This window comes from uncultured Lutibacter sp. (genome assembly GCF_947493565.1).
Taxonomy (GTDB): domain Bacteria; phylum Bacteroidota; class Bacteroidia; order Flavobacteriales; family Flavobacteriaceae; genus Lutibacter; species Lutibacter aestuarii.
The window spans coordinates 227,858-251,365 of the sequence record NZ_CANLRG010000002.1 but is presented as its reverse complement, the minus strand read 5'-3'; the positions used below and the strand labels follow the sequence as shown (position 1 = coordinate 251,365).

Annotated in this window: 22 protein-coding genes; 6 read left to right on the top strand and 16 right to left on the bottom strand. The window is 28.9% G+C overall.

Annotation, left to right across the window (positions count from 1 at the left end; all coding sequences use genetic code 11):
• Positions 1-18 precede the first annotated feature (18 nt).
• The 4 genes from nrfA to pgk all read right to left on the bottom strand — a co-directional run bounded on the left by nrfA (position 19) and on the right by pgk (position 4,640).
• Positions 19-1,509, bottom strand: a complete 1,491-nt coding sequence (nrfA, locus tag Q0714_RS02955; protein WP_298262819.1) for an ammonia-forming cytochrome c nitrite reductase — start codon at positions 1,507-1,509, stop codon at positions 19-21.
• 1 nt (position 1,510) lies between these two features.
• On the bottom strand, positions 1,511-2,119 hold the full coding sequence (gene nrfH / locus Q0714_RS02950) for a cytochrome c nitrite reductase small subunit (RefSeq protein WP_298262818.1): 609 nt from the start codon (positions 2,117-2,119) through the stop codon (positions 1,511-1,513).
• Positions 2,120-2,276: 157 nt separating this feature from the next.
• Entirely contained in the window at positions 2,277-3,314 is a 1,038-nt protein-coding gene (locus Q0714_RS02945; RefSeq protein ID WP_298262817.1) for an aldo/keto reductase, read from the bottom strand.
• A gap of 138 nt (positions 3,315-3,452) precedes the next feature.
• A complete protein-coding gene (pgk, locus tag Q0714_RS02940; protein ID WP_298262816.1) occupies positions 3,453-4,640 on the bottom strand; it encodes a phosphoglycerate kinase in 1,188 nt (395 codons plus the stop codon).
• A gap of 134 nt (positions 4,641-4,774) precedes the next feature.
• Here pgk and Q0714_RS02935 point away from each other — a divergent pair, with 134 nt between their 5' ends.
• From Q0714_RS02935 to Q0714_RS02925, 3 genes are read left to right on the top strand one after another with little or no spacing between them, the layout of a single operon-like run.
• Positions 4,775-5,917, top strand: coding sequence for a DNA polymerase III subunit delta' (locus tag Q0714_RS02935; RefSeq protein ID WP_298262815.1), 1,143 nt, complete (start codon positions 4,775-4,777; stop codon positions 5,915-5,917).
• A 6-nt stretch (positions 5,918-5,923) separates the two neighbouring features.
• A complete protein-coding gene (locus Q0714_RS02930; protein WP_298262814.1) occupies positions 5,924-6,313 on the top strand; it encodes a DoxX family protein in 390 nt (129 codons plus the stop codon).
• A gap of 10 nt (positions 6,314-6,323) precedes the next feature.
• The gene (locus Q0714_RS02925; RefSeq protein WP_298262813.1) at positions 6,324-6,848 is read left to right on the top strand and encodes a hypothetical protein; all 525 of its coding nucleotides are present in this window, start codon (positions 6,324-6,326) and stop codon (positions 6,846-6,848) included.
• Between the two features lie 55 nt (positions 6,849-6,903).
• Here Q0714_RS02925 and Q0714_RS02920 read toward each other — a convergent pair whose 3' ends face one another.
• The 9 genes from Q0714_RS02920 to Q0714_RS02880 all read right to left on the bottom strand — a co-directional run bounded on the left by Q0714_RS02920 (position 6,904) and on the right by Q0714_RS02880 (position 16,725).
• Entirely contained in the window at positions 6,904-7,413 is a 510-nt protein-coding gene (locus tag Q0714_RS02920) for an OmpH family outer membrane protein (protein WP_298262812.1), read from the bottom strand.
• Positions 7,414-7,651: 238 nt separating this feature from the next.
• Positions 7,652-8,512 (bottom strand): class I SAM-dependent methyltransferase, encoded by an 861-nt coding sequence (locus tag Q0714_RS02915; protein WP_298262811.1) that lies wholly within the window; start codon positions 8,510-8,512, stop codon positions 7,652-7,654.
• Between the two features lie 60 nt (positions 8,513-8,572).
• Positions 8,573-10,444, bottom strand: coding sequence for a tRNA uridine-5-carboxymethylaminomethyl(34) synthesis enzyme MnmG (gene mnmG / locus Q0714_RS02910; RefSeq protein WP_298262810.1), 1,872 nt, complete (start codon positions 10,442-10,444; stop codon positions 8,573-8,575).
• Between the two features lie 31 nt (positions 10,445-10,475).
• On the bottom strand, positions 10,476-10,889 hold the full coding sequence (gene ybeY, locus Q0714_RS02905; RefSeq protein WP_298262960.1) for an rRNA maturation RNase YbeY: 414 nt from the start codon (positions 10,887-10,889) through the stop codon (positions 10,476-10,478).
• A gap of 1 nt (position 10,890) precedes the next feature.
• Positions 10,891-14,154, bottom strand: coding sequence for a DUF4175 family protein (locus tag Q0714_RS02900; RefSeq protein WP_298262809.1), 3,264 nt, complete (start codon positions 14,152-14,154; stop codon positions 10,891-10,893).
• A gap of 48 nt (positions 14,155-14,202) precedes the next feature.
• A complete protein-coding gene (locus Q0714_RS02895) occupies positions 14,203-14,853 on the bottom strand; it encodes a response regulator transcription factor (RefSeq protein ID WP_298262808.1) in 651 nt (216 codons plus the stop codon).
• A gap of 7 nt (positions 14,854-14,860) precedes the next feature.
• On the bottom strand, positions 14,861-15,637 hold the full coding sequence (locus Q0714_RS02890) for an ATP-binding protein (protein ID WP_298262807.1): 777 nt from the start codon (positions 15,635-15,637) through the stop codon (positions 14,861-14,863).
• Between the two features lie 33 nt (positions 15,638-15,670).
• Entirely contained in the window at positions 15,671-16,045 is a 375-nt protein-coding gene (locus tag Q0714_RS02885; RefSeq protein ID WP_298262806.1) for a hypothetical protein, read from the bottom strand.
• 290 nt (positions 16,046-16,335) lie between these two features.
• The gene (locus Q0714_RS02880; protein ID WP_298262805.1) at positions 16,336-16,725 is read right to left on the bottom strand and encodes a hypothetical protein; all 390 of its coding nucleotides are present in this window, start codon (positions 16,723-16,725) and stop codon (positions 16,336-16,338) included.
• Between the two features lie 501 nt (positions 16,726-17,226).
• Here Q0714_RS02880 and gltX point away from each other — a divergent pair.
• The 3 genes from gltX to Q0714_RS02865 all read left to right on the top strand — a co-directional run bounded on the left by gltX (position 17,227) and on the right by Q0714_RS02865 (position 20,136).
• Positions 17,227-18,753, top strand: coding sequence for a glutamate--tRNA ligase (gltX, locus tag Q0714_RS02875; protein ID WP_298262804.1), 1,527 nt, complete (start codon positions 17,227-17,229; stop codon positions 18,751-18,753).
• Positions 18,754-18,888: 135 nt separating this feature from the next.
• Entirely contained in the window at positions 18,889-19,815 is a 927-nt protein-coding gene (locus Q0714_RS02870; protein WP_298262803.1) for an SPFH domain-containing protein, read from the top strand.
• A gap of 3 nt (positions 19,816-19,818) precedes the next feature.
• A complete protein-coding gene (locus Q0714_RS02865) occupies positions 19,819-20,136 on the top strand; it encodes a heavy metal-binding domain-containing protein (RefSeq protein ID WP_298262802.1) in 318 nt (105 codons plus the stop codon).
• 66 nt (positions 20,137-20,202) lie between these two features.
• On the opposite strand, the gene tatA is transcribed toward Q0714_RS02865, so the two are convergent.
• From tatA to rnr, 3 genes are all read right to left on the bottom strand, one after another.
• A complete protein-coding gene (gene tatA, locus Q0714_RS02860; RefSeq protein ID WP_298262801.1) occupies positions 20,203-20,397 on the bottom strand; it encodes a twin-arginine translocase TatA/TatE family subunit in 195 nt (64 codons plus the stop codon).
• A gap of 94 nt (positions 20,398-20,491) precedes the next feature.
• Complete coding sequence (locus tag Q0714_RS02855; protein WP_298262800.1) at positions 20,492-21,166, bottom strand: head GIN domain-containing protein; 675 nt, start codon at positions 21,164-21,166, stop codon at positions 20,492-20,494.
• A 61-nt stretch (positions 21,167-21,227) separates the two neighbouring features.
• Positions 21,228-23,438 (bottom strand): ribonuclease R, encoded by a 2,211-nt coding sequence (rnr, locus tag Q0714_RS02850; RefSeq protein ID WP_298262799.1) that lies wholly within the window; start codon positions 23,436-23,438, stop codon positions 21,228-21,230.
• Between the last annotated feature and the right edge of the window lie 70 nt (positions 23,439-23,508).

Genomic DNA, 23,508 nt, shown 5'->3' with positions numbered 1-23,508 from the left:
CAAATATATAAAAAAGTATTAATAATTTGCTTCTCTCTTTTTAGCAGCTTCTATCCACTTTGGCTGTAATTCTTTTAAGAATTTTTCTTTTTCAGCTTCTAACTTGTCCATTGGTAACCCAATAAATTTTTGAGCAGCCTCTTTTGTTTCAATTGGCGGATAAGGAACTTCTCCTTTAAATCCAAGCTCCATCAATAACTTAGCTAACTTAATTCTTGTTTCTTGAGTAATATCAATTCCTTTACCAATAACTCTACCTATTTCAACTGGAGCATGGAATGATCCTCCGTGAGATGCCGCAGCAAAATCCCAACGCCATTGTCCTAATCTAATTCCTTTTAAAATATCTTTCATTTGATCTTCAGTTGCTCCTAATTCCCAGCATTTTCCAGCTTCTACATGAGCACGAACTAATAAACGCTCTAATTGATCACGATTTTCAATAATACGATCTTGGTTATCAAAAACATTGGCAATTAATTCATCTTTTTCTTCACGGTGACAAACCTGACAAGAATTGGCAACATTATTTAAAGGAGATTGAATGTGGTGATCTGTAAATTTTTGTCCACCCTCTGTTTTATAAGGCATATGGCAATCTGCACATGAAACTCCTCTTTTACCATGTATTCCTAATTTATAAACTTCGTATCCTGGATGTTGAGCTTTCAACATTGGAGCCTTGCTAATTTTATGTGTCCAATCTACGTGACCAACTTTATCATAATATTCTTCCATACCTTCTAAAGTCATTCCATCATCCCAAGGGAAAACTAAGTAAGGAATACCTTTACTATCTGGTAAATTTTTATTGAAATAATATTCAACATGGCATTGTGCACAAACTAAAGAACGCATTTCATTATGAGAAGATTTAGTAATATCCTTTCCTTGACGTGCAAAAGCTTCAATTAAAGCAGGTTGAGTAATGGTTAAATTCATAGATTTTTCATCATGACAGTTAGCACAACCTATTGGGTTTACAATTTGTTCTCCTTTACTTGCCCATTTTCCACTATAATATTCGTTAACTCCAATTTCATTAATTAAACGTGGAACATCTGGAGATTTACAAGTCCAACAAGTTGAAGGCATTGGTCCATCTTCAGGTCCTGTTGGGCCACCTGTACGTAAGGTATTTGTTACATCTTCAACAGCATACACATGTCCACGACCTTGATTGTAATCTTTTGCAAAACCATAGCCAGCCCAAAGTACTACTAATCTTGGATCTACATCTAACATGTCAATCATAGCTCCACCATTGTATTTAGATTTAAATGTGGTATCAGCTGTTTTATAATAAGATTGAAATTCGCGAGGAAAATTTTCACCCCAAACTTCATTTCTTGGTTCTAATTTTTTTATTTCTGTCATTGGAGTATATGCAAATTTAGCCTCCATTTTACGCTCTGTAATTGAAGAAACTAAAAGTCCTAACAAAAACACTACTACTAAAGATGCAAAAAACAGCATCCAGTTCATCCAAGGTTTTCTTTTATTATTCATTTTATTTGTCGTTTTTATTATCTGATTTATTTAAATATTTGTTTAACCATTCTGGCACAGTTTCTTGATGTTCTTTAGGTACTTTTCCATAGTACTTTATAGAAGATAAGCTATGCACACTTCCATGCGGAACTTCTTGATGACATTCCCAACATTTTCGGGTAGTTCTACTTTCAAAATGATTGGTAACTGAAGCACTTAACCTACCATCAGTAACTTGATCTTGATGACATCGAATACAATTATTTTGAACAACTTCAACACCTGCTTCTTTCATTCTAATTACTTCAGGTTCACCACGAGTAGTAAACACTGAGGCATGATACATCCCATCTTTAGCTTTAAAAAGGTATTTTTTAAATACATTGTCTTGTGGAACATGACAATCATTACAAGAGGCCCACTCTCTATGAGAACTGTTTTGCCAAGTTGTGTACTGTGGTGTCATTACATGGCAATTTGCACAAGTTTTTGGGTCATCTGATAAATACGAAACAGCTTTGGATTCGATAAGTGCATACAATGAAAGACCAGACATAGCCCCCAATAATATGATTACTGGTAAACGCCATTGTTTTGGTGGAATTAAAAATCGAAATAGTCTTTTCATATAGTTTCTATTAAATTCAGAAAAAGAGTTTAAGACAATATTATCTTTTATGCTTTTTCGATATGCAAAATTTGTTAAAATTTAATGTATAAACTATGATTTATGTCATTATTGTTACAAATTTATGCAAGTAACTATAAACTATTTGAAATGAATTTTATGGAGCAGGATTTGGTTGCAATTCTTGTATTTGATCTATTTTGTTTAATATTTCTGAAGATAATTTTACCTCAATGCTTGAAATATTTTCTTTTAATTGGTTGAGTGTAGTTGCTCCAATAATATTTGCAGTTACAAACTCTTGTTGATTAACAAAAGCCAAAGCCAATTGCACTAAACTTAAATTTAATTCTTTTGCCAACTCCATATACTTTTCAGTTAAAAAATAAGATTGTTTACTGCTGTATCTGCTATATTGAGGGAATAATTTTAAACGGGAATTTTCGGGTAAATTTCCATGTAAATATTTTCCAGATAAAACTCCAAAAGCTAAAGGAGAGTAAGCTAATAAACCAACCTTTTCACGTATGGAAACTTCTGCTAAATTAATTTCAAATAAACGGTTTATTAGTGAATAAGCATTTTGAATAGTTTTACAACGTGTTAAATTGTGCGTTGTGCTTTCTGATAAATGGCGCATAACACCCCAGGAGGTTTCATTGGAAACCCCATAATGACGAATTTTACCTTCTTTTACAAAACTATCTAGTGTTTCAATTACTTCTTTAAAATTATCTTCCCACTTTTCATTGGCATCATGTACATAATTCCTTTTCCCAAAAAAGTTGGTATTTCTTTCTGGCCAATGTAATTGATAAATATCTACATAATTAGTTTGTAAACGACTTAAGCTGTTATTTAATGCTTCGGTAAGTACCTTTTTAGAAAAACCCAAATCTTCTCTAATAAATTTAAAATACTCATTAGGCCCGGTTATTTTGGTTGCAATTACTAAATCATCTCTTTGTTGATCCTTTAACCAAGATCCTATATAGCGCTCTGTACTACCTTGAGTTTCTTTTCTTCCTGGTATGGAATACATTTCAGCAGTATCAATAAAGTTTACTCCTTTTTCCTTTGCAAAATTTAACTGTTCATGCGCTTCTTCTTCTGTATTTTGTTGACCAAAAGTCATAGTTCCTAAACAAATTTTACTAACTTTTATATCGGTATTTGGAATGTAGGTGTATTTCATAATTTTTATAGTAGTAATTCTTTTTTTAACTTTCCAAAAGTAAAGAAATAATTTAGTAAACAACGTTAGAAATGTGACAATAAAAAAACACGTTCTAAAATAGAACGCGTTTTTAAATTTTATAAAATACGGTTGTATTTATTTTAAAATAGCTTCAATACCTGGTAATGTTTTTCCTTCCAAACTTTCTAACATTGCTCCTCCACCTGTTGAAACATAACTTACTTTGTCTTGAAAACCAAACTGTTTTACTGCTGCTACAGAATCTCCTCCTCCAACTAAAGAGAATGTTCCATTTTTAGTAGCATTTGCAATTGAATTACCTAAAGCAATTGTTCCTTGAGCAAAACTTTCCATTTCAAAAACACCTAACGGTCCGTTCCAAAGAATTGTTTTAGATTCGTTTACAATTTTATCAAATATTTCGCGTGATTTTGGACCTGCATCTACTCCTTCCCAGCCATCAGGAATGTTATAAATGTCACAAATTTGTGTATTTGCATCGTTACTAAAATCATCAGCAGCTACTACATCAACAGGAATATGAACTTGAACACCTTTTTCTTTTGCTTGTTTTAAAATATCCAATGCCAATGCTTGTTTATCATCTTCACAAATAGACTTTCCAATTTTTCCTCCTTTTGCTTTAACAAATGTAAAACTCATTCCTCCACCAATAATTAAATGATCTACTTTATCTAAAATATTTTCAATAATGGTAATTTTAGAAGATACTTTAGCTCCACCTAAAATTGCTAAAACAGGTTTTTCACTATCTTCTAACACTTTTTTAATACTAATTATTTCTTGTGCTAATAAGTTTCCAAAACATTTATTATTAGGAAAAAATTGAGCCACAATGGTAGTTGAGGCATGTGCCCTGTGCGCAGTTCCAAAAGCATCATTTACATATACATCTCCCAATTTTGAAAGCTGTTTAGCAAATTCAATATCCCCCTTAGTTTCCTCGGTATGAAAACGTAGATTTTCTAACAATAGAACTTCTCCCATTTTTAAATTAAAAGCAGCGCTTTCTGCAACTTCACCTACACAGTTAGAAGCAAATTTTACTTGAACACCTAGAATTTCAGAAACTTTTTCAACAATATGTTGTAATGAAAATTTAACTTCAGCACCTTTTGGTCTTCCTAAGTGAGACATTAAAACTACTGCACCACCATCTTCTAATATTTTAATAATTGTTGGTTTAGCTGCTTCAATTCTTGTAGCGTCTGTAACTTTAAAATTTTCATCTAAAGGCACATTAAAATCTACTCTAATCAAAGCTTTTTTACCTTCAAAATTTATATCTTGTATTGTTTTCATTTTTGTAAATATTTGTTGTACAAATATAACTTAAATTAAGCTAAGGGTTTAAGATATTTACGAAAGCGATTTCACTCCAAAGAATTAGAAACGAAACAATTTAAAAATTAAAAAAAAGTTTTACTTTCGCTTTAATGAATTTTTCTGAAATTTTAGGGCAAGAGCATTTAAAAAATCATTTGGTAAAATCTACCGATAATGGTAGAATTTCTCATGCACAGTTGTTTGTTGGAAAAGAAGGGTCTGGGGTATTGCCAACAGCCATTGCTTATGCACAATATATTTTATGTAGTACCTCTTCTAATAAAGAAGCTTGTGCTTTAAAATGTAAAAAATTACAACACCCCGATTTACATTTTGCATTCCCAGTTTCAACAAATGAAACCGTTAAATCTAAACCCGTAAGTAATTTATTTTTAGATGAATGGAGAAAATTTGTAACTACAAACCCCTATGGAAACTTATTTGAATGGTTGCAAACTTTAGGTATTGAAAACAAACAAGGACAAATTGGCGTTGATGAAGCCGACGAAATTGTAAAATCTTTAAAGTTAAAAAGTTACGAAGGGGGCTATAAAGTAATGATTATTTGGATGGCTGAAAAAATGAATGCTGCAACGGCTAATAAATTACTTAAGCTTTTAGAAGAACCCCCTAAAAAAACTGTTTTTTTATTAATTGCTGAAAATGAAGAACAAATTATAACAACCATTAAATCACGTTGTCAAATATTACAGTTCCCATTACTTTCTGAAACAGATATTATCAAAGGACTTGTTGAACGCGAAGGAACTGATCCTCCAATTGCTCAGAATATTGCTCAACAAGCAGATGGAAACTTTAACAAAGCGCTCCATTTATTGCATAATGATAATACCGATGAACAATTTGAACAGTGGTTTATAACTTGGATACGTGCTGCTTTTAAAGCAAAAGGAAATGCAGCTGTCATTAAAAATTTAATTGAATGGAGTGAAACTATCGCTAAAACAGGTAGAGAAACTCAAAAACGTTTTTTAAACTATTGTTTGCAATTTTTTAGACAAGCAATGTTATTAAACTATGGAACTGAAGAATTGGTTTTTTTACAACCAAAATCCCCTAATTTTAAACTTGAAAATTTTGCACCTTTCGTTCATAGTGGAAATATTATTGAAATTACTAAAGAATTAAATGATGCTTTATATCATATAGAAAGAAATGGAAATCCTAAAATTATTTTATTAGATTTATCCATCAAACTCACTAGGCTTTTACATCAAAAAGAAACTTCTTAAAAATTTATGTTTAATAATAATGCAGCACAAATATTAATTGTAGTTTTTTTCATAATTACTTATTTCATATCTGTACTTGAAAAAATTACAGCTTGGAAAAATACAACAAACTATTATTCAAATCATTTTAAAAAAACAATACTACATAAACTAGTTCCAATATTATTAATACATATTGTGATATTAGAAATTATAGCATTTGTTGTGCTAGCCCTAGGATTATATTATTTAATAACAGAAGCTTCTTTTCTAACAGCAAAAATTGGATTAGAAATTTCTGCAATTATTTTAATTCAATTTTTAGCTGGTCAAAGGTTAGCTAAGGATTATCCTGGTGCTATGAACATTACAATTTACTTTATTTTAAATATAATAGGCATATACATATTAACTTAAAACATTGATTATGAAATTATTAGGTATAGGTTCACGCATTAAACATTTAGAATTTGGACTTGGCGTTGTAACCAACGTAACCTCCAAACATTATTGGGTAACATTTATTGAAAACGGATTAGAAACAATTGACATAAATAGCGAGTTTGAAGTTATTGAAAGTGTTGAAGATGAAGTGGATACTATTAGTTTTTATGAAGTTGAAACCACCCTTAAAAACATGTTAAAACAATGGTCAGACATTTCTGAAATTATTCCCATTGGAGATCGATGGAAAGGCGGCAAATTAATTTTAGAACCCAAGGATACTAGCTTGGCAAGTAAAGAAATTCCTATCGACACTTTTTTTCATAAAATAGTAATGGTTAGAGACCGTATTAGAGTTATGGAGCAAAAAATAAATTCGAGTAGTAATTTAGATGACCAAGAAAAAGTTGATTTACAACAATACATTACTAGAATTTATGGTAGTTTAACTACATTTAATATTCTTTTTAAAATAAAAGAGCAACAGTTTTCTGGAGTAAAAAAATAATCAAAAAAAGCCTTTAGCAAAAGTTAAAGGCTTTTTTTTGATTTGATATTTTAGGCTACTTTTTAGTAAAATCTTCATTTAAAATAACTAAAATTTCGTTAGTTATATTTAAAGTTTCATCACCATACATTACGGTTCCATTTCCAGAAGTACCCAACACTAAATTAAACCCTTTTAATTTAGCATATTCAGTTACAAAACTGTCTACTTTTTTAGTAATTGCCTCACTTAATTCCTGATTTTCTTGTTGTAAAGTTTGAGATGCTTGTTGTTGCTTAAGCTGTAACATTTGCTGTTCTTGCTGTAAACCTTGTTCTGTTTGAGCTCTTTTTTGTGCAGACATTTTTTGAGCGTTTTGATAATATTCCTGAACCTTGGTTTGGAAAGGTGCCGATAAACTATCTAACTCTTTAGCCATAGCATCTTGTTTTGCTTTTAAAGTTTCTTCTAAAGCTTTGGTACCTTCATAATCCTTCATTAAATCTTCAACATTGATGTAGGCAATTTTGGTTTGGTTGCATGACGCTAACACTATTGCAAAAGCAACTAATAATAGTTTTTTCATTTTTAAATATTTTAGTTTTGGTTTCTTCTATTAAAATTGCTGCGAATATAAAAACAATTTAGGATAGGTTTACCAATAATTTCAAAGAATTGAATTTATTTATTTATTAAACACATTTAATAGCTTTTTATTATTAAAAACAACTTTAATAACTCTCATATAAAAGAGTTTTATTGATTTTTCTACACATACTAAGCCTATAGCTAATAAAGTTTGTAAAATCGCTTTAAAATAAGTTTTAACTGTTTTTAATGATGTAAATTAAAGATGAATACTCTTTAGACTCACTTGCTTTAATATTTGAAAGCAATCCAATCCAAAATGCTTTTAAAAAATTAGATTTTTGATGTTTATATTTTTCACTTAATAAAGCCACATAAAATGAATCAAATTTCATTGGAAGTATTTGATCAACTTTCATGTTTTCATTTTCAAATAAAAGTTGAATTGATTTTTTTGAAAAATGCCATAAATGTCTAGGCACATCATAAGCTGCCCAAAACTTTTTATAATATTGAGCATCATAACTCTTAAAATTAGGAACAGCCACAACTAAAATTCCATTTGGTTTTAATAAACTTTTTAAATGTGAAATGTATTTTTCTAAATTTGGAACATGTTCTAATACATGCCACAAAGTAATTACATCCAATTTTATATCTTCTAACTCCTCAAGTTTTGAAAAAATAGGATTTGAATTAGAACTAGCTAATTTAATTTCAGCTAAACTTTTAGCATTTATATTTGGTTCTACCCCCACAACAGACCAACCATTATTTTTACATGTAAACAAAAAATCACCTGTACCACATCCAACATCGAGTATTTTTTTTTCTGGGCTTTTAAATGAATTAACAAGTTTTAATTTATTTTTTAATGTGTACTTTTTAACTAGTTGATATATTTTATCAATAAACGTTTTTTTAGAATCGGTATGAGAAATGTATGTTGAACTTTCATAATAAGATGCTAATTTATCTAATTTAGGTTGAGGATAAGTCTCTAACATTTCAAATTTAGAGTTATATATTAACTCAAATTTTTCATTTGAAACCGTATAATCTTTACAAGTTAAATAAATCATTTTCTTACTATTCATTATAATAACAACTGTTTATTTGTATTTAAACTAGGTTATGTTCCACGTGGAACACAACAATTAACGTCCCATATAAACTAATAACACAGAAATATCGCTCGGAGAAACTCCACTAATTCTACTCGCTTGAGAAATGGTTATGGGTTGAATTTTTGTTAGCTTTTGACGAGCTTCAATAGATAAAGATTTAACCTTAGAATAATCAAAATTAGCAGGAATAGAAACATTCTCTAATCTAGTTAACTTGTCAGCTTGATTCTTTTCTTTCTCTATATAACCTGCATATTTTACATGGATTTCTGTTTGTTCAATAATCTCAAAATCTATCTCATTAATTTCTATAAAAGATTCAACACTTTCAAGTTTTCTAATATCAGAAAAATCTAATTGGGGTCTTGCAGCTATCTTAAACAACTTCATAGATTGCAAAATTGGCGCCGTATTTTTAGCCTCTAAAATTGGATTTATTTCTTCAGGTTTAACACTCGTTTCTGTTAAAAACTTCACAAATAAATCTGTTTTTTCCTGTTTTTCTATAACTCTATTTAAACGCTCTTTTGATGCCAATCCTAACTCAAAAGCCAAAGGAGTTAAACGCAAATCAGCATTATCTTGACGTAACAAAGTCCTATACTCTGCACGAGAAGTAAACATCCTGTATGGTTCTTCTGTTCCCTTAGTAATTAAGTCATCTATTAAAACTCCAATATAAGCTTCATTTCTCTTCAAAATAAAAGGCTTTTTACCTTTAATATTTAAAACAGCATTTACACCTGCCATCAACCCTTGTGCAGCAGCCTCTTCGTAACCAGTGGTTCCATTAATTTGCCCAGCAAAATATAAATTTTTTATACGTTTAGTTTCTAAAGTGTGCTTTAATTGTGTTGGAGGAAAAAAATCGTATTCAATAGCATAACCATATCTAAAGAATTTTACCTGCTCAAATCCAGGTACTTTTCTTAATGCTTTATCCTGAACATCTTCGGGTAAAGAAGTAGAAAATCCATTTACATAAATTTCCACCGTGTCCCAACCTTCTGGTTCCACAAAAATTTGGTGTCGTTCTTTGGCAGCAAAACGATCAATTTTATCTTCTATAGAAGGGCAATATCTAGGTCCTATACTTTTAATTCTACCATTAAACATAGGCGATCTATCAAAACCTGTTCTTAACAACTCATGAACTTCCTTGGAAGTATAACTCATATAACAAGAACGTTGTTTGATCAAAGGTTTAGTTGAAGGCAAATAACTGAATTTTTCAGGATTTTCATCACCAGGTTGTTCAATCATTTTAGAGAAATCTAAAGATCTACCATCCACTCTAGGAGGAGTTCCTGTTTTCATTCTACCTGCTTCAAATCCTTTTTTTACCAAATCTTCTGTTATTCCAGTAGAAGCACGTTCTCCTGCTCTACCACCACCAAAAGTTTTATCTCCTATATGAATCAAGCCATTTAAAAAAGTTCCAGCAGTAATAATTACAGTTTTAGCTTTTATTTCAATTCCTAAAGAAGTTCTAACACCAATAATTGTATCTTGATCAAATAATAAACCATTGACCATATCTTGATAAAAGTCCAATTTATCAGTTTGCTCTAACATAGTTCGCCAACATTCTGCAAAACGCATTCGATCACTTTGAGCTCTCGGACTCCACATTGCAGGCCCTTTAGATTTATTCAACATTTTAAACTGAATAGCTGTTTTATCTGTTACAATACCACTATAACCACCTAAAGCATCAATCTCTCGTACAATCTGACCTTTCGCAATTCCACCCATAGCAGGGTTACAACTCATTTGAGCAATATTTTGCAAACTCATAGTAATTAACAATGTATGAGCGCCCATATTTGCAGCTGCAGCAGCTGCTTCACCACCAGCATGACCTCCTCCAACAACTATAACATCATATTCTGTATTAAACATAATCAACTAAATTTTGTTCCACGTGGAACATTTAAGATTCTAATAATTTTAAACAAGCATCTTCTTCGGCTCTCATCAATAATTTTTCGCCTTCGGTTTTATCCTTATATCCTATATAGTGCAAAACACCATGTATAATAACCCTATTTAATTCATTATCAAGTGTTTGACTAAATATTTTTGCATTTTCTTTAACTCGTTCTATGGATATAAAAATATCGCCACTTATAAGCTTACCAAGCGTGTAATCAAAACTTATAATGTCAGTTAAAGTATCGTGTTCTAAAAACTCAACATTTAATTTTAATAAATAAGCATCGTCACAAAAAATATAATTAAGTTCACCTTCAGTAAATCCATAATGAAGAATGCATGAAGAAATCCAATTCTTAATTTTTTCTTCATCTTTTAATTTAAATGCAGTTTCATAATTAAACTCAATCATACTAATCATTGATTTTAAAATACTCTTGTACTTTATTTTTATAAATTGAGCGCAAAGGTAATGATTGTCTATTTAATATTTCATTATAATTCTTATACTCATGTTGAAGCTTTAATTGATCAATTACTCGTTGCTTATAATTCATGTAATTTGATACCGATTCACGCTCTTTATCCTCTCCTTGCTCCTCCTTAGCCTCATCAAGTTTTAATAATTCGTAATTGATTTGTTGCATCTTTTTTAAAACTTCATCAGAAAATCCATTTTCAAGCATTTCAGCTTCTAACTCTTCCATAGATTTAAGAACTTCTTTTGCTTTATTGGATCCTTTAGAAGTTCCTTTTTCTAGAATTTGTTGTAGTGCGTTACGTAATTGAGATTGTTGTTTATAAATTTGGTATAATTCTTCATTTAATTGTTCTGTTTGTGATTCAGATTCAGAATCAATTTTATCTGAACCTTTCTTTTTAGAAGAGCCATTTTTCACCTTTTCTGAAAGCTCACCTTGCTTTTGTATAATATCAGGTAAAGCAAAATCCTTTGAATTTCCATTTCCTTTGCCCATACTAGATGAAGCGTTCATTAAACTTTCCAATAAATCACTCAATACATCTGCTAAATTATTAGCAGAAGTAATAACAAATTGTTGATTGGAAACTCCTATATTAAACTTATTATCGGTAAAATTAGTTAAAGATTCATTCATATAATAATGAACATCGGAAACTTCTTTTTGAATAACGGAACTCATTTTAAACAGTCGCAATGAAAGCAAGTACAAACTATCATCTATATGTTCAAAATATTCTTTAAGAACAAATTGTTTTTTTAAGTTATTTGGATAGTCTGCTTGACGAAAATCAGTAGCTGTAAATTTATCCATTAATGCTTCTTGTTGAAAAGAAAATTCAATTAAGTTTTCAACTATAATTCTCAAATCATCAATATTTTCATCAATCTGTTCTCCTTGCATAGCACTCATAGAAGCTCCTAATTTTTTACTTAGAGCTTTCATGTTTTTTGCTGCTCTTTTTTGATTTTTTTGTGCGTTTGTTGGATTGTTCTTCTCTAAATTATCCAAAGCTTTTTCTAAATCTGTATTTATTTCCTGAATTTCATCTGTACTATTTGGAATTTTCATTGGGCGAATTAAATTAGAATTCTGTTGGAGTAGTTCTTTAAATTCAGATTTAATTTTTTTGAAATCATCATTAATCTCTTGTTGCTTCGTTGGGGTATTACCTTCATTTTGTTGACTGGATAATTCTTTTTCTTTAGTTGAAAGTTCCTCTAGATTTTGACTAATTTGAGAAGCTTTTTGTTCCACATAAAAACGCTTCATAAGCTCTAGAATACGCTCTAAACTTTTTTCTTTTTGTTGATTCTTTTTGGCTATATCTTTTAATTTATCAACTAAATTTTCTTTAGTTAACTTTTTAGTTAAATTATCAAGTTCCTCTAATAATTTCTCCTTTTTTACCAATTCTTTAGCCTCTTGAATTCTGTTCTTTAAATCTTCTCGCTGTTCTTTTAACCTTTCGTTTTCTAGTTGTTCGTTTAAATTTTTTTCTAAATCAGTTGTTTGCTTTTCAAACATTTCTTGATACTGATTTTGTCTTTTTAAAAACTCTTTAAGCTTTTTTGTATCATTCCAATTAGCTTCACTTTTCTTCTGAAGTTCATCTTTAAATTCTTTGGCCTCTTTGTTATTTTCTTTTGCACTTTTTAAAGTATTTGCAATTTTATTAATGGTTACTTTTTGATTATTTAATAAAGATTCTTTGAGCTCATTTTGAGTTTTATTATAATAACTAAAAACACGACTTTTGGTTTTTTTGGAACCATGAATGGCATCGTTATCAAAAACCTCAAAATAAAACTCGTAGGTTACACCTTCCTCAATTTCGATACCGTCAGGAAAAATATAATAAAAGTCTGTAAACAAAGATTTTGAAATTGAAATAGGATGTGTTTTACGTGAATTTATATTGTTTTTGTCATAATATATTAACTGAAGCTTTTGAATGCCGTAATCATCGGTTAATTGACCATAAAACTGTACAGGACCAATCGTAATTGAATCAATATTAGAAGTCACCTCTATTTTTGGATATTGGTCAGTTATTACCTGAATATTAAAATTCAAGGATTCATAATCACTTAACTTTAAATTTGAAGTTGTTATTTGGTAATTTAAAGGATTTAAGATTTGTTTTGAAAAACTAAAATAATTTTCAGTAGGTTGTTCAAAATTTACCGTATCCATTTCACTACGTATAAACTTTACTAGACTAGTTTTTTGAGTTTCTATCTGCCAGCTAATATTTGTTCCCTGTGGAACAATGGTATTTCCAGTATTTTGTAATATTTCATTTTTTTTTCGTGTATAAGCTGGATAGTTTAAAACCAATTTTAAATTATTAATAATAGGTGTTTCAATACTGGTAATCGTATATTTTTTGGAAACAACTCCATTTGCCTCTAAATAAAAATTAAGTGATTCTTTAATATTCGAAAATGTATATTCAAATTTACCAAAACCTTTATTTTCAAGATAATAATTTTCATTATTAAAGTTAATAATAACATCTTCTGGCAGCGTATTCCCAATAATTTCTACTTGTAAGGTAAAAGGTTGATTTTCTATAACTCTTAAAGATGTATTTGCTATATTGAATAAAAAAGGTGCAGGAGGTTCATAAGGTGTGTTGTGATGTACTACACGTGAAAAGCTAGAATTTAAAATAGCAATATTACCCGTAATTAACGTGAGTAGCCATATTAAAATTGGGAGTAACGCATATTTAATATATTTTTTGTTTTTATTAAAATTGATCGCTTTTTTAAAAGGTATAGGTTGAAGTTGCTTCGCTTTTTGTTCTATACTAGCTTCAATCAACTCTGAACCATCATGGATTTGTTTTAACTGTATAATATTAAGTAACTTATCACTAATTTCAGGAAAATGATTGCCAATAATTTTTGCAGCTTGGGTATCGGTAATTCCTTTTTTTAATCCACTTAATTTTACCAATGGAATGCTTATATAGGTAATAATTAAAACCAGCTCAACGATTATAAATAACCAAAATAAAATAGTACGGGCTAAAGGTTTTAACCAAAAGAAGTGTTCAATAAATAAAGTGAAAATAAGATATAAACATCCAATAGAAAAAAACAATAACAAGCCTTTAATAAGTTCATTTAAATAGAACCTTTTATAAAATTGTTGAAGTTTTGTTTGTATGTTTATAAATTGACTCAATTCTTTAATTTTAATTGTTATAACGGATAAAATTAAAGAAAATTAAACTTAAAGTATCACAATTTTTTCTTTTATAGCATACAACACCATTCCAATTCTAGTTTTTACTTCTAATTTTTCAAACAATGCTTCTCTATAATTTTCGATAGTTTTGGGGCTTAAACACATCTCTTCTGCGATCTGCTTGTAGGTCATTTCAGAACAACTTAATTTTAAAAACTCTAATTCTCTTTCCTTTAATTTTACATTATTAATAATGGGTTTATTTTCAATAGAATTTAAAAGTGTATTAGCAACATTTTCAGTATAATAAAAACCATTTTTATGAACTTCAATTAAGGCATGATGTAAAATTGTAGGGTGAATATCTTTTAATAAATATCCTTTTGCACCAGCTCTTAACATTTTTAAAATAGTTGTTTCATCACATTCCATAGACAGTGCTAAAACTTTAATGTTAGGATACTGTTCTTTTAACCAATGGGTGGCTTCAATACCATTCATAATTGGCATTTGTATATCCATTAAAACAATTTCAGGAAGTGCTTTTGTATCGCTATTAGAAAAATAATCAACCAGTTCACTTCCATCTTTTAAAACAGCAACTACATTAAATTCTTTATAATTCGATATTAACCCCTTTAATGCGTTCGAAAACAATAAATGGTCGTCTACAATAATGATATTTATTGGGTTCATAGTAAGCTTATTTTGGGCAACTAATATATAACTTTGTTCCATTCTTTTTAGAAGATTCAAGTACTAATTTTGCTCCAATTAATTTGGCTCTACTTTTCATATTTAGCAAGCCAATTCCAGTTTGCAAACTTGAATCATTTACATCAAACCCAATACCATTGTCTTCTGCAATAATTTCTAAATCTTTTTCATTGAAATTTAAGTGAATGTCTAGATTTTTGGCTTTAGAATATTTTAAAGTATTATTACAAAACTCTTGTATAATTCTAAATAAAATGATTTCTTTTTCATTGCTTAAAATAAAAGGTTCTTTCTGAATTTTTAATTCGGCTTTAATTACATTTAATCTATTATATCTACCTATCTCTAAAGCAATTGATTCTTCCAATCCAATATTTTTTATAGTATCTGGGTTTAATGATTTTGCTAAACCTCTTAACTCTTGTAAGCTTTTACCAACAATATCTCCTGTTTCTTGTATTTTAATTTGTTGTTCATTAGGCAAAGAAAATTGAACCATATTTAATTGCATTTTAGCAACAGAAAGCAATTGGCCTACATTGTCATGAATTTCCCAACTAATATTTTGAAGTGCCTGTTCTTGAATTTCCATTTTTGATTTGGTAATTTCTTCTTCAAATCTTTTTTTGGTTTCACGTTGTTCAATTAAATAAGCAGTTTTTTTCTTTTGAAAGTAAGAAAAAAATAGAATAACTGCTAAGGATAAAACCAGTATAACAATAGTTACTACTAATACCAATACTTGAATTTCTTTTTGATCCATAAGCTAATAATTATATTTCATAACCTTAAAATTTTACTCACCTAAAGATGTTAATGTTAACTTATTATACTCTTTTTTACTTAATACAAAACCTAAGATAAAACAACTATCCGTTATAAAATTTAATACATAAATTGTATATCTAAAAACACCCGAATAATTAATATACTCAGCTATCACTATAATAGGTAAAAATCCAATATTATAAAGCAAAACACCTATAGCAATCCAAAAATAAATAGTATGCTTAATATTTAAAATAGCGCTGCTTTGTAATAGCTCAGAAAAATAAATTAAAATACTAATTACTATAAAAATATTTGCTATAATTGTATTGTTATTTAAACCTTTATAAATAAAATCTGCAAAAAAAAGGATATCAATAATTGAAAATATAGAATAAATCAAAATTAATAATTTTAAAAAGTTTCTTTTAAAATTATTACCAACCAAATTTAAAAAAAAGTATAAATAGAAATAAGTGCTAACAATAGTCCAAGTATTAAAAATATAAAAAGTATTAATACCTTTATAAATACCTATATAAAAAGCAGTTATTTCAGTTAAAAATGAATAAACTAAAAAAAATAAAAAGAGTTTTAAGAAAAAAACATCTTTAATTTTGTTATAATTTACAATTCCAAAAATTATAACAATTAGATATAACGTTGGAAAAAAAAGTGCGTATAAATTCAAAACTATTGAGGATAAGTAGCTGAAGGTGGTTCACCCATAGTTCCATGATTTAATCCATCAATATCACCAATATCGCTATTATCTCCATCTCCACCATTTCCTGAGCCTAAATTTGCCTGAGTAGGTACAAAAAATACGGTTGACATGTTCTTTTTTGGTATCTCAATATCAGTATCAGCATAGGCTCCAAAATATACACGCAATCCGTTTACTGTAACTCCTTTTTGTTTGCCTTCTTTTTCAACAAAAGCAATGTATTCTTTTAATTCATCTATAGAAAACCAAGCTGAGATAGCGTCTTTTTTTCCAATAGCTATATCTATTGCTTTTCCACGAGTTTTTACAAAATTTTGGTTTAGTTCTTTGGCTCTAGTTGGGGTAATTTTATTCATAGTAATATTTCGTTTGGTTAAAAAGTTAAAGTTACGCTTTTAATTTAAAATGAAAAACTTTAATAAGGGGATATTTCCCCTATTAAAACAGGGATATCTACTGCTAAAATTTAGTTCAAGCACACATACATTTGTAGTATATAATTACTAAGTTAAAATGTTTACTAATAAAAATTTTACACGTATGAGTATTAAAAGATTTGCTATTGGATTGTTCATTTTAATTGCAGTTTGTTTAAATTTTTATTTGTTAAATAAAGTAATTAATTATTCTGAAACTCCAATTGTTAAACAAATAAACAAATAGTAGTTTTTAGTAAGATGAAAAAATTGTCTTTTAATATATCCCTACGTTAACGTATTCTTTGATTTTTATCAAAGGGTTCTTAAAATCATTTATTGGGCTGATTTTAGAGGTTGCTTTCGAGCAACCTTTTTTTTGTAATATAAATGCTAATTTTTATATCTATAAATTATCTTTGCACTTTAAAACAAATTAAAATGAACAACGTTAGAGTACGATTTGCACCTAGTCCAACAGGACCTTTACATATTGGAGGAGTTAGAACAGCTCTTTTTAACTACTTATTTGCTAAAAAACACAACGGAACTTTTATTTTAAGAATTGAAGACACAGATCAAACTCGTTATGTAAAAAATGCCGAACAGTATATTATTGACGCCTTAAATTGGTGTAATATTCCATTTGATGAAGGACCTAATAAAAATGAAAAATTTGGACCCTATCGCCAATCTGAACGTAAAGAAATCTATAAAAAATATGCCGAAGAATTAATTACAAAAGGAAAAGCATATTATGCATTTGACACTGCTGAGGAACTAGATTTTCATAGAAAAAACCATGAAGAAAAAGGAAAAACCTTTATTTACAATTGGCACAATAGAGAAAAACTCACCAATTCATTAACTCTTTCAAAAGAAGAAGTTGAAAAACGTATTTCAAATGGTGAAAAATATGTAGTTCGTTTTAAAATGTACAACCAAAAAAAAGATGTTGAAACTATTAATGCAATAGATATTATACGTGGAAATGTTTCCTTTAAAAAGGAAATTTTAGACGATAAAATTTTATTTAAAAGTGATGGAATGCCAACCTATCATTTGGCAAATATTGTAGATGATCATTTAATGGAAATCAGTCATGTAATTCGAGGTGAAGAATGGTTACCATCATTACCACTCCATATTGCGTTGTATGAAGCTTTTGAATGGGAAATTCCTAAATTTGCACATTTACCTTTAATTTTAAAACCAGTAGGAAAAGGAAAATTAAGCAAACGTGATGGTGATAAATTAGGATTTCCTGTATTTCCTTTAGAATATAAAAATGAAGCAACAAAAGAAATTTCTCGCGGTTATAAAGAAGATGGATATTTTACCGAAGCATTTATTAATATGCTTGCCTTATTAGGTTGGAATCCAGGTACTGAACAAGAATTATTCACTTTAGAAGAGCTCTCTCAAACATTTTCTTTAGAACGTGTTAGTAAAAGTGGCGCCAAATTTAGTCCCGATAAAACCAAGTGGTTTAATCAACAATATATGATGTTAAAATCTAATGAAGAATTAGCTAAATCATATAAAGTTATTTTATCAGAAAAAGGAATATCAAAAGACTTTAATTATATTACCAAAGTAGTTTCTTTAATTAAAGAACGCGCTACATTTGTAACTGATTTTTGGGAATTAAGTGATTATTTCTTTCAAACCCCTGTTAATTATGATGTTAAAGCTTCAAAGAAAAACTGGAAAGAAGACACTTCATCCTTAATGAATGAATTAATTCCTGTTTTAGAAAAAATTGAAGATTTTAATTCGCAAAATATAGAAACTATTGTTAAAGATTGGATTACATCAAAAGAAATAGGTTTTGGAAAAATAATGCAACCTTTTAGGTTAAGCTTAGTTGGTGCTATGAAAGGGCCTCACCTATTTGATATTGCTGAAATGCTTGGTAAACAAGCAACCATTAATAGAATAAATAAAGCCATAGAAACCTTAACTTAATTTAATATCTTACGCTGCTTTTTTAAAGACTGTAACATTTTTATTATTCAAGCTACAAATAAATACATTATGTTTTGAATTCAATTTTAAAACATAGTATCTTTAAATTTGTTATTAATCTTTAAAAAAATTAAAATGATAGAAACCTATGTAATTATTTTTATTGTTGCTGTACTTATTTTATCTGGTTTATTTGTAGTAAAGCAACAAACCATTGCTGTTATTGAACGTTTTGGAAAATATGTAAGAACCAATTCTCCAGGATTAAACCTTAAAGTACCTTTAATTGAAAAAGTTGCAGGACGTGTTAGTTTACGTATTCAACAGTTAGATGTAATTGTAGAAACAAAAACAAAAGATGATGTTTTTGTACAATTAAAAATTTCTGTTCAATTTCAAATCTTAAAAGAAAAAGTATACGACGCTTTTTACAAACTTCAAAACCCTCACGACCAAATAACTGCCTATATTTTTGATGTGGTAAGAGCTGAAGTTCCTAAAATGATTTTAGATGATGTTTTTGAGAAAAAAGACGACATTGCTATTGCAATTCAAAGAGAATTAAAAGAAGCTATGCTCGATTACGGTTACGATATAGTAAAAGCATTAGTTACAGATATTGATCCAGATTCTCAAGTAAAACAAGCAATGAATAGAATTAATGCTGCAGAGCGTGAAAAAGTAGCAGCGCAATTTGAAGGTGATGCTCAACGCATTTTAATTGTTGAAAAAGCAAAAGCAGAAGCAGAAAGTAAACGTTTACAAGGACAAGGTATTGCAGATCAACGTAGAGAAATTGCACGTGGTTTAGAAGAATCGGTTGATGTTTTAAATAATGTGGGTATCAATTCTCAAGAAGCATCTGCTTTAATTGTAGTAACCCAACATTATGATACTTTACAAAGTATTGGTGAACACGTAAATTCTAATTTAATATTATTACCGAATTCGCCACAAGCCGGAAGTGATATGTTAAATAATATGGTGGCTTCGTTTACAGCTTCAAACCAAATTGGTGAAGCAATGAAAAAAGCAAATGATAAAAAAGATTCTAAAAACTAAATTATGATATTATCAACTACTAATACCTTAGAAACCAACAATATTAAAGAATATATTGGAATTGTTACTGGTGAAACCATTATTGGAGCTAATATATTTAAAGACTTTTTTGCTGGAATTAGAGATATTGTGGGTGGAAGATCAGGCTCTTATGAAAGAGTTTTAAGAGAAGCTAAAGAAACCGCATTAAAAGAAATGGAAGAACAAGCTCAAAGACTAGGAGCAACTGCTGTAATTGGTGTGGATTTAGATTATGAAACTGTTGGCCCTAATGGAGGAATGCTAATGGTTACAGCTTCTGGAACTGCTGTAAAATTCTAAATATTGAACATAAAAAAACCTGAGCAAAATTTGCTCAGGTTTTTTTATGTAATAACATGTTATGAATTACTTTTTATCTTCAATCTTTTCATCTTCACCATCGTCTTCTTTTGTAGCTTTTTTAAATTCTTTAATTCCGCCACCTAAGCCTTTCATTAATTCTGGTAATTTTTTTCCTCCAAACAATAATAAAATTGCCAATCCAATTATAATCCATTGCCAAGGTCCAACCATTCCTAAAAATATATAAAGTGCATTCATTTGTTTAAATTTTAAGTTACAAAGATAGTAATTAATTCAAAACCAATACTAACTTTTATAAAACTCAATTTTTTTTGGTTAAAAAACTTTATTATTAGTTTTTATCTACAATTTTACCGCCTATTACTTTTTTTGTTTTAAGCACTTCAGGCGTACCTTTGTAGTAAATATTCCCTCCAAAACGAACTTTAGCATCTAAAATTTCACTTGTACTAACTTCAACGTTAGCACCAGATGCAGCGGTAACAATTGCCTGCTTACTTTGCATTTCAAATGCTTCATATATTCCTCCTGTAGTTGCTTCAACTGTTTGATTTTCTGTTACACCTGTTAATTCTATAATACCTCCTGAAACACTTTTAACTGTTAAATGTTTGGTATTAACCGCTAAATTAATTTTTGCCCCTTCTTGTGTTCTTACTTCTAAATGTTGTTGTTTTAATGTTTCATCAGAAAAAATTTTACCACCTTCATTAGCATCTAATGCATCTATATCTTTCGAATAAAATAATACAATTTTTACATCTTCTGCAGTAAAACTATCTGGAAAATGTAATCTAATTTTTAAAACACCATCCGCATTTTTAATTGATACATCTTCAGATTGTGATCCTGAAATTACAACTTTTGAAGTTGCTGCTTTTTGTAATTCAACTGTTAAACCATTAAAAACTTTTAAGGTATGAAAATCTCCTAATTTTGTGGTAATGGTTTCTTGACTCATTCCTAAGGTTGAAATAAGTATCAGTAATAAAGTTATTTTTTTCATTGTAATAAATATTTATTTCTATAACTATTTTATAAAACAATAATTATACCTTTTTAGTTAATTATTTATCAATTTTTTCTAATAAATTAAAATCTAGATGCTTACGTTCTAAATCTGTATGTTTTACTTTTATGATAACGCGATCTCCGAGTTGATATAAATTATTTGTTGATTGACCCACTAAAGCATATTGTTTTTCGTCGTATAAATAATAATCATCTTTAATTTCACGAATACGAACCATTCCTTCACATTTATTTTCAATGATTTCAACATAAATTCCCCATTCGGTAACACCCGAAATAACCCCTTCAAATTGTTGATCTTTATGATCTTCCATATATTTTACTTGCATGTATTTTATGGAATCTCGTTCGGCTTTAGAAGCTAGTTGCTCCATATCGGATGAATGTTTGCACTTTTCTTCATAAGCTTCAGCTTTAGGAGATTTACCACCATCCAAGTAATGCTGTAATAATCTATGCGTCATAACATCTGGATAACGACGAATTGGTGATGTAAAATGACTGTAATAATCAAAAGCCAATCCGTAATGACCAATATTTTCTGTTGTATATTCAGCTTTACTCATAGATCGTACCGCTAGTGTTTCAATCATATTTGCTTCACCAGTTCCATGTACATCTTTTAACAATTTATTTAAAGATTCTGAAGTCGTTTTTTTATTTTTAGTATCAATTTTATTGGTATAACCAAACTTACTAACAATGGTTTGAAGCGAAGCTAATTTTTCAATATCAGGCTCGTCATGAACTCTATAAATAAATGTTTTTTTACTTGGTACACCTTTGTTATTTCCAATAAATTCTGCAACTTTTTTATTAGCAAGCAACATAAACTCTTCAATTAGTTTATTAGCATCTTTAGATTCTTTAAAAAACACACCTATTGGCTCCGCATTTTCATTTAAATTAAATTTTACCTCTACTCTATCAAAAGTTATTGCACCTTGCTGTAATCGCTTTTTACGAAGTTTTTTAGCTAAAGTATCTAATGTTAATATAGCTGTTACAATTTCAGGTGTTACTGTATATGCTTCACCTGTTATAGAAATTTCTTTTGAAATTATAGGTTGTTTAGTTTCTATAATCTCTTGTGCTTCTTCGTAAGCAAATCTTATATCTGAATAGGTTACAGTTCTTCCAAACCATTCATGTATAATTTGAGCTTTTTCATTGATTTCAAAAACTGCAGAAAAGGTTAATTTTTCCTCTTGAGGGCGTAAAGAGCAAACACCGTTAGATAATACTTCTGGTAACATAGGTACTACCCTATCAACTAAATATACCGAAGTAGCTCTTTCATAAGCTTCATTTTCTAAAATAGTGTTTTCTTGAACATAATATGAAACATCTGCTATATGGATTCCTATTTCATAATTACCATTTTCTAATACTTTGAAAGATAAGGCATCATCAAAATCTTTGGCATCTTTTGGATCTATGGTAAAGGTTAAATCTTTACGCATATCTCTTCTTTTAGAAATTTCATCATCTGTTATTTCAAAAGAAATGTTAGCAGCTTCTGCTTCTACTTTTTCTGGAAATTTATAAGGTAAACCGTATTCTAACAGTATGGAATGAATCTCTGTTTCGTGATCACCAGGCTTTCCTAAAACTTCAATTACTTCACCAAAAGGATTTTTAGAATTGTTTGGCCAATCTAACATTTTAACCAATACTTTTACACCGTGTTCTGCATTTTTTAATTTATTTTTTGGTATAAAAATATCTGCATACATTTTAGAATCATCAGGAACTAAAAAACCAAAGTTTTTACTTAGTTGAAGTACCCCAACAAATTCTGTTTTAGCGCGTTTTATAATTTCTACTACATCGCCTTCTTCTTTTTTACTATTTCTTCTATTGTATAAATATATTTTAACCGTGTCTTTATCTAAGGCTTTATTTAAATTACGAGCTGGTATGTAAATATCATGCTCTAATTCATCACAAATAAAATAAGCATTTCCATTTGCAGTAGCATCTATAGTTCCAATGAAGTATTTATCAAATGGAATTATTTTAAATTTTCCACGCTCTATTTCTTCTACCTTTTGTTGTGATTTTAATGCTTCTAATTTTTGAATAATTTGATTTCTACCATTAGCATCTGTAATATCTAATTTTGCAGAAATTTGTCGATAATTAAAACTATTACCTGGTGATTGATTTAAAATTTGTAAGATTTTTCTAGTTAAATCTTTAATAATATTTCCTTTTTTTTTATAAATTTTTTTTCTTTTTGACATGTGTTTTATTTAATAATCAAAAGTACAATTATTTGTACTTCTATTAAGTTAATTATAAGTTATTTAAATT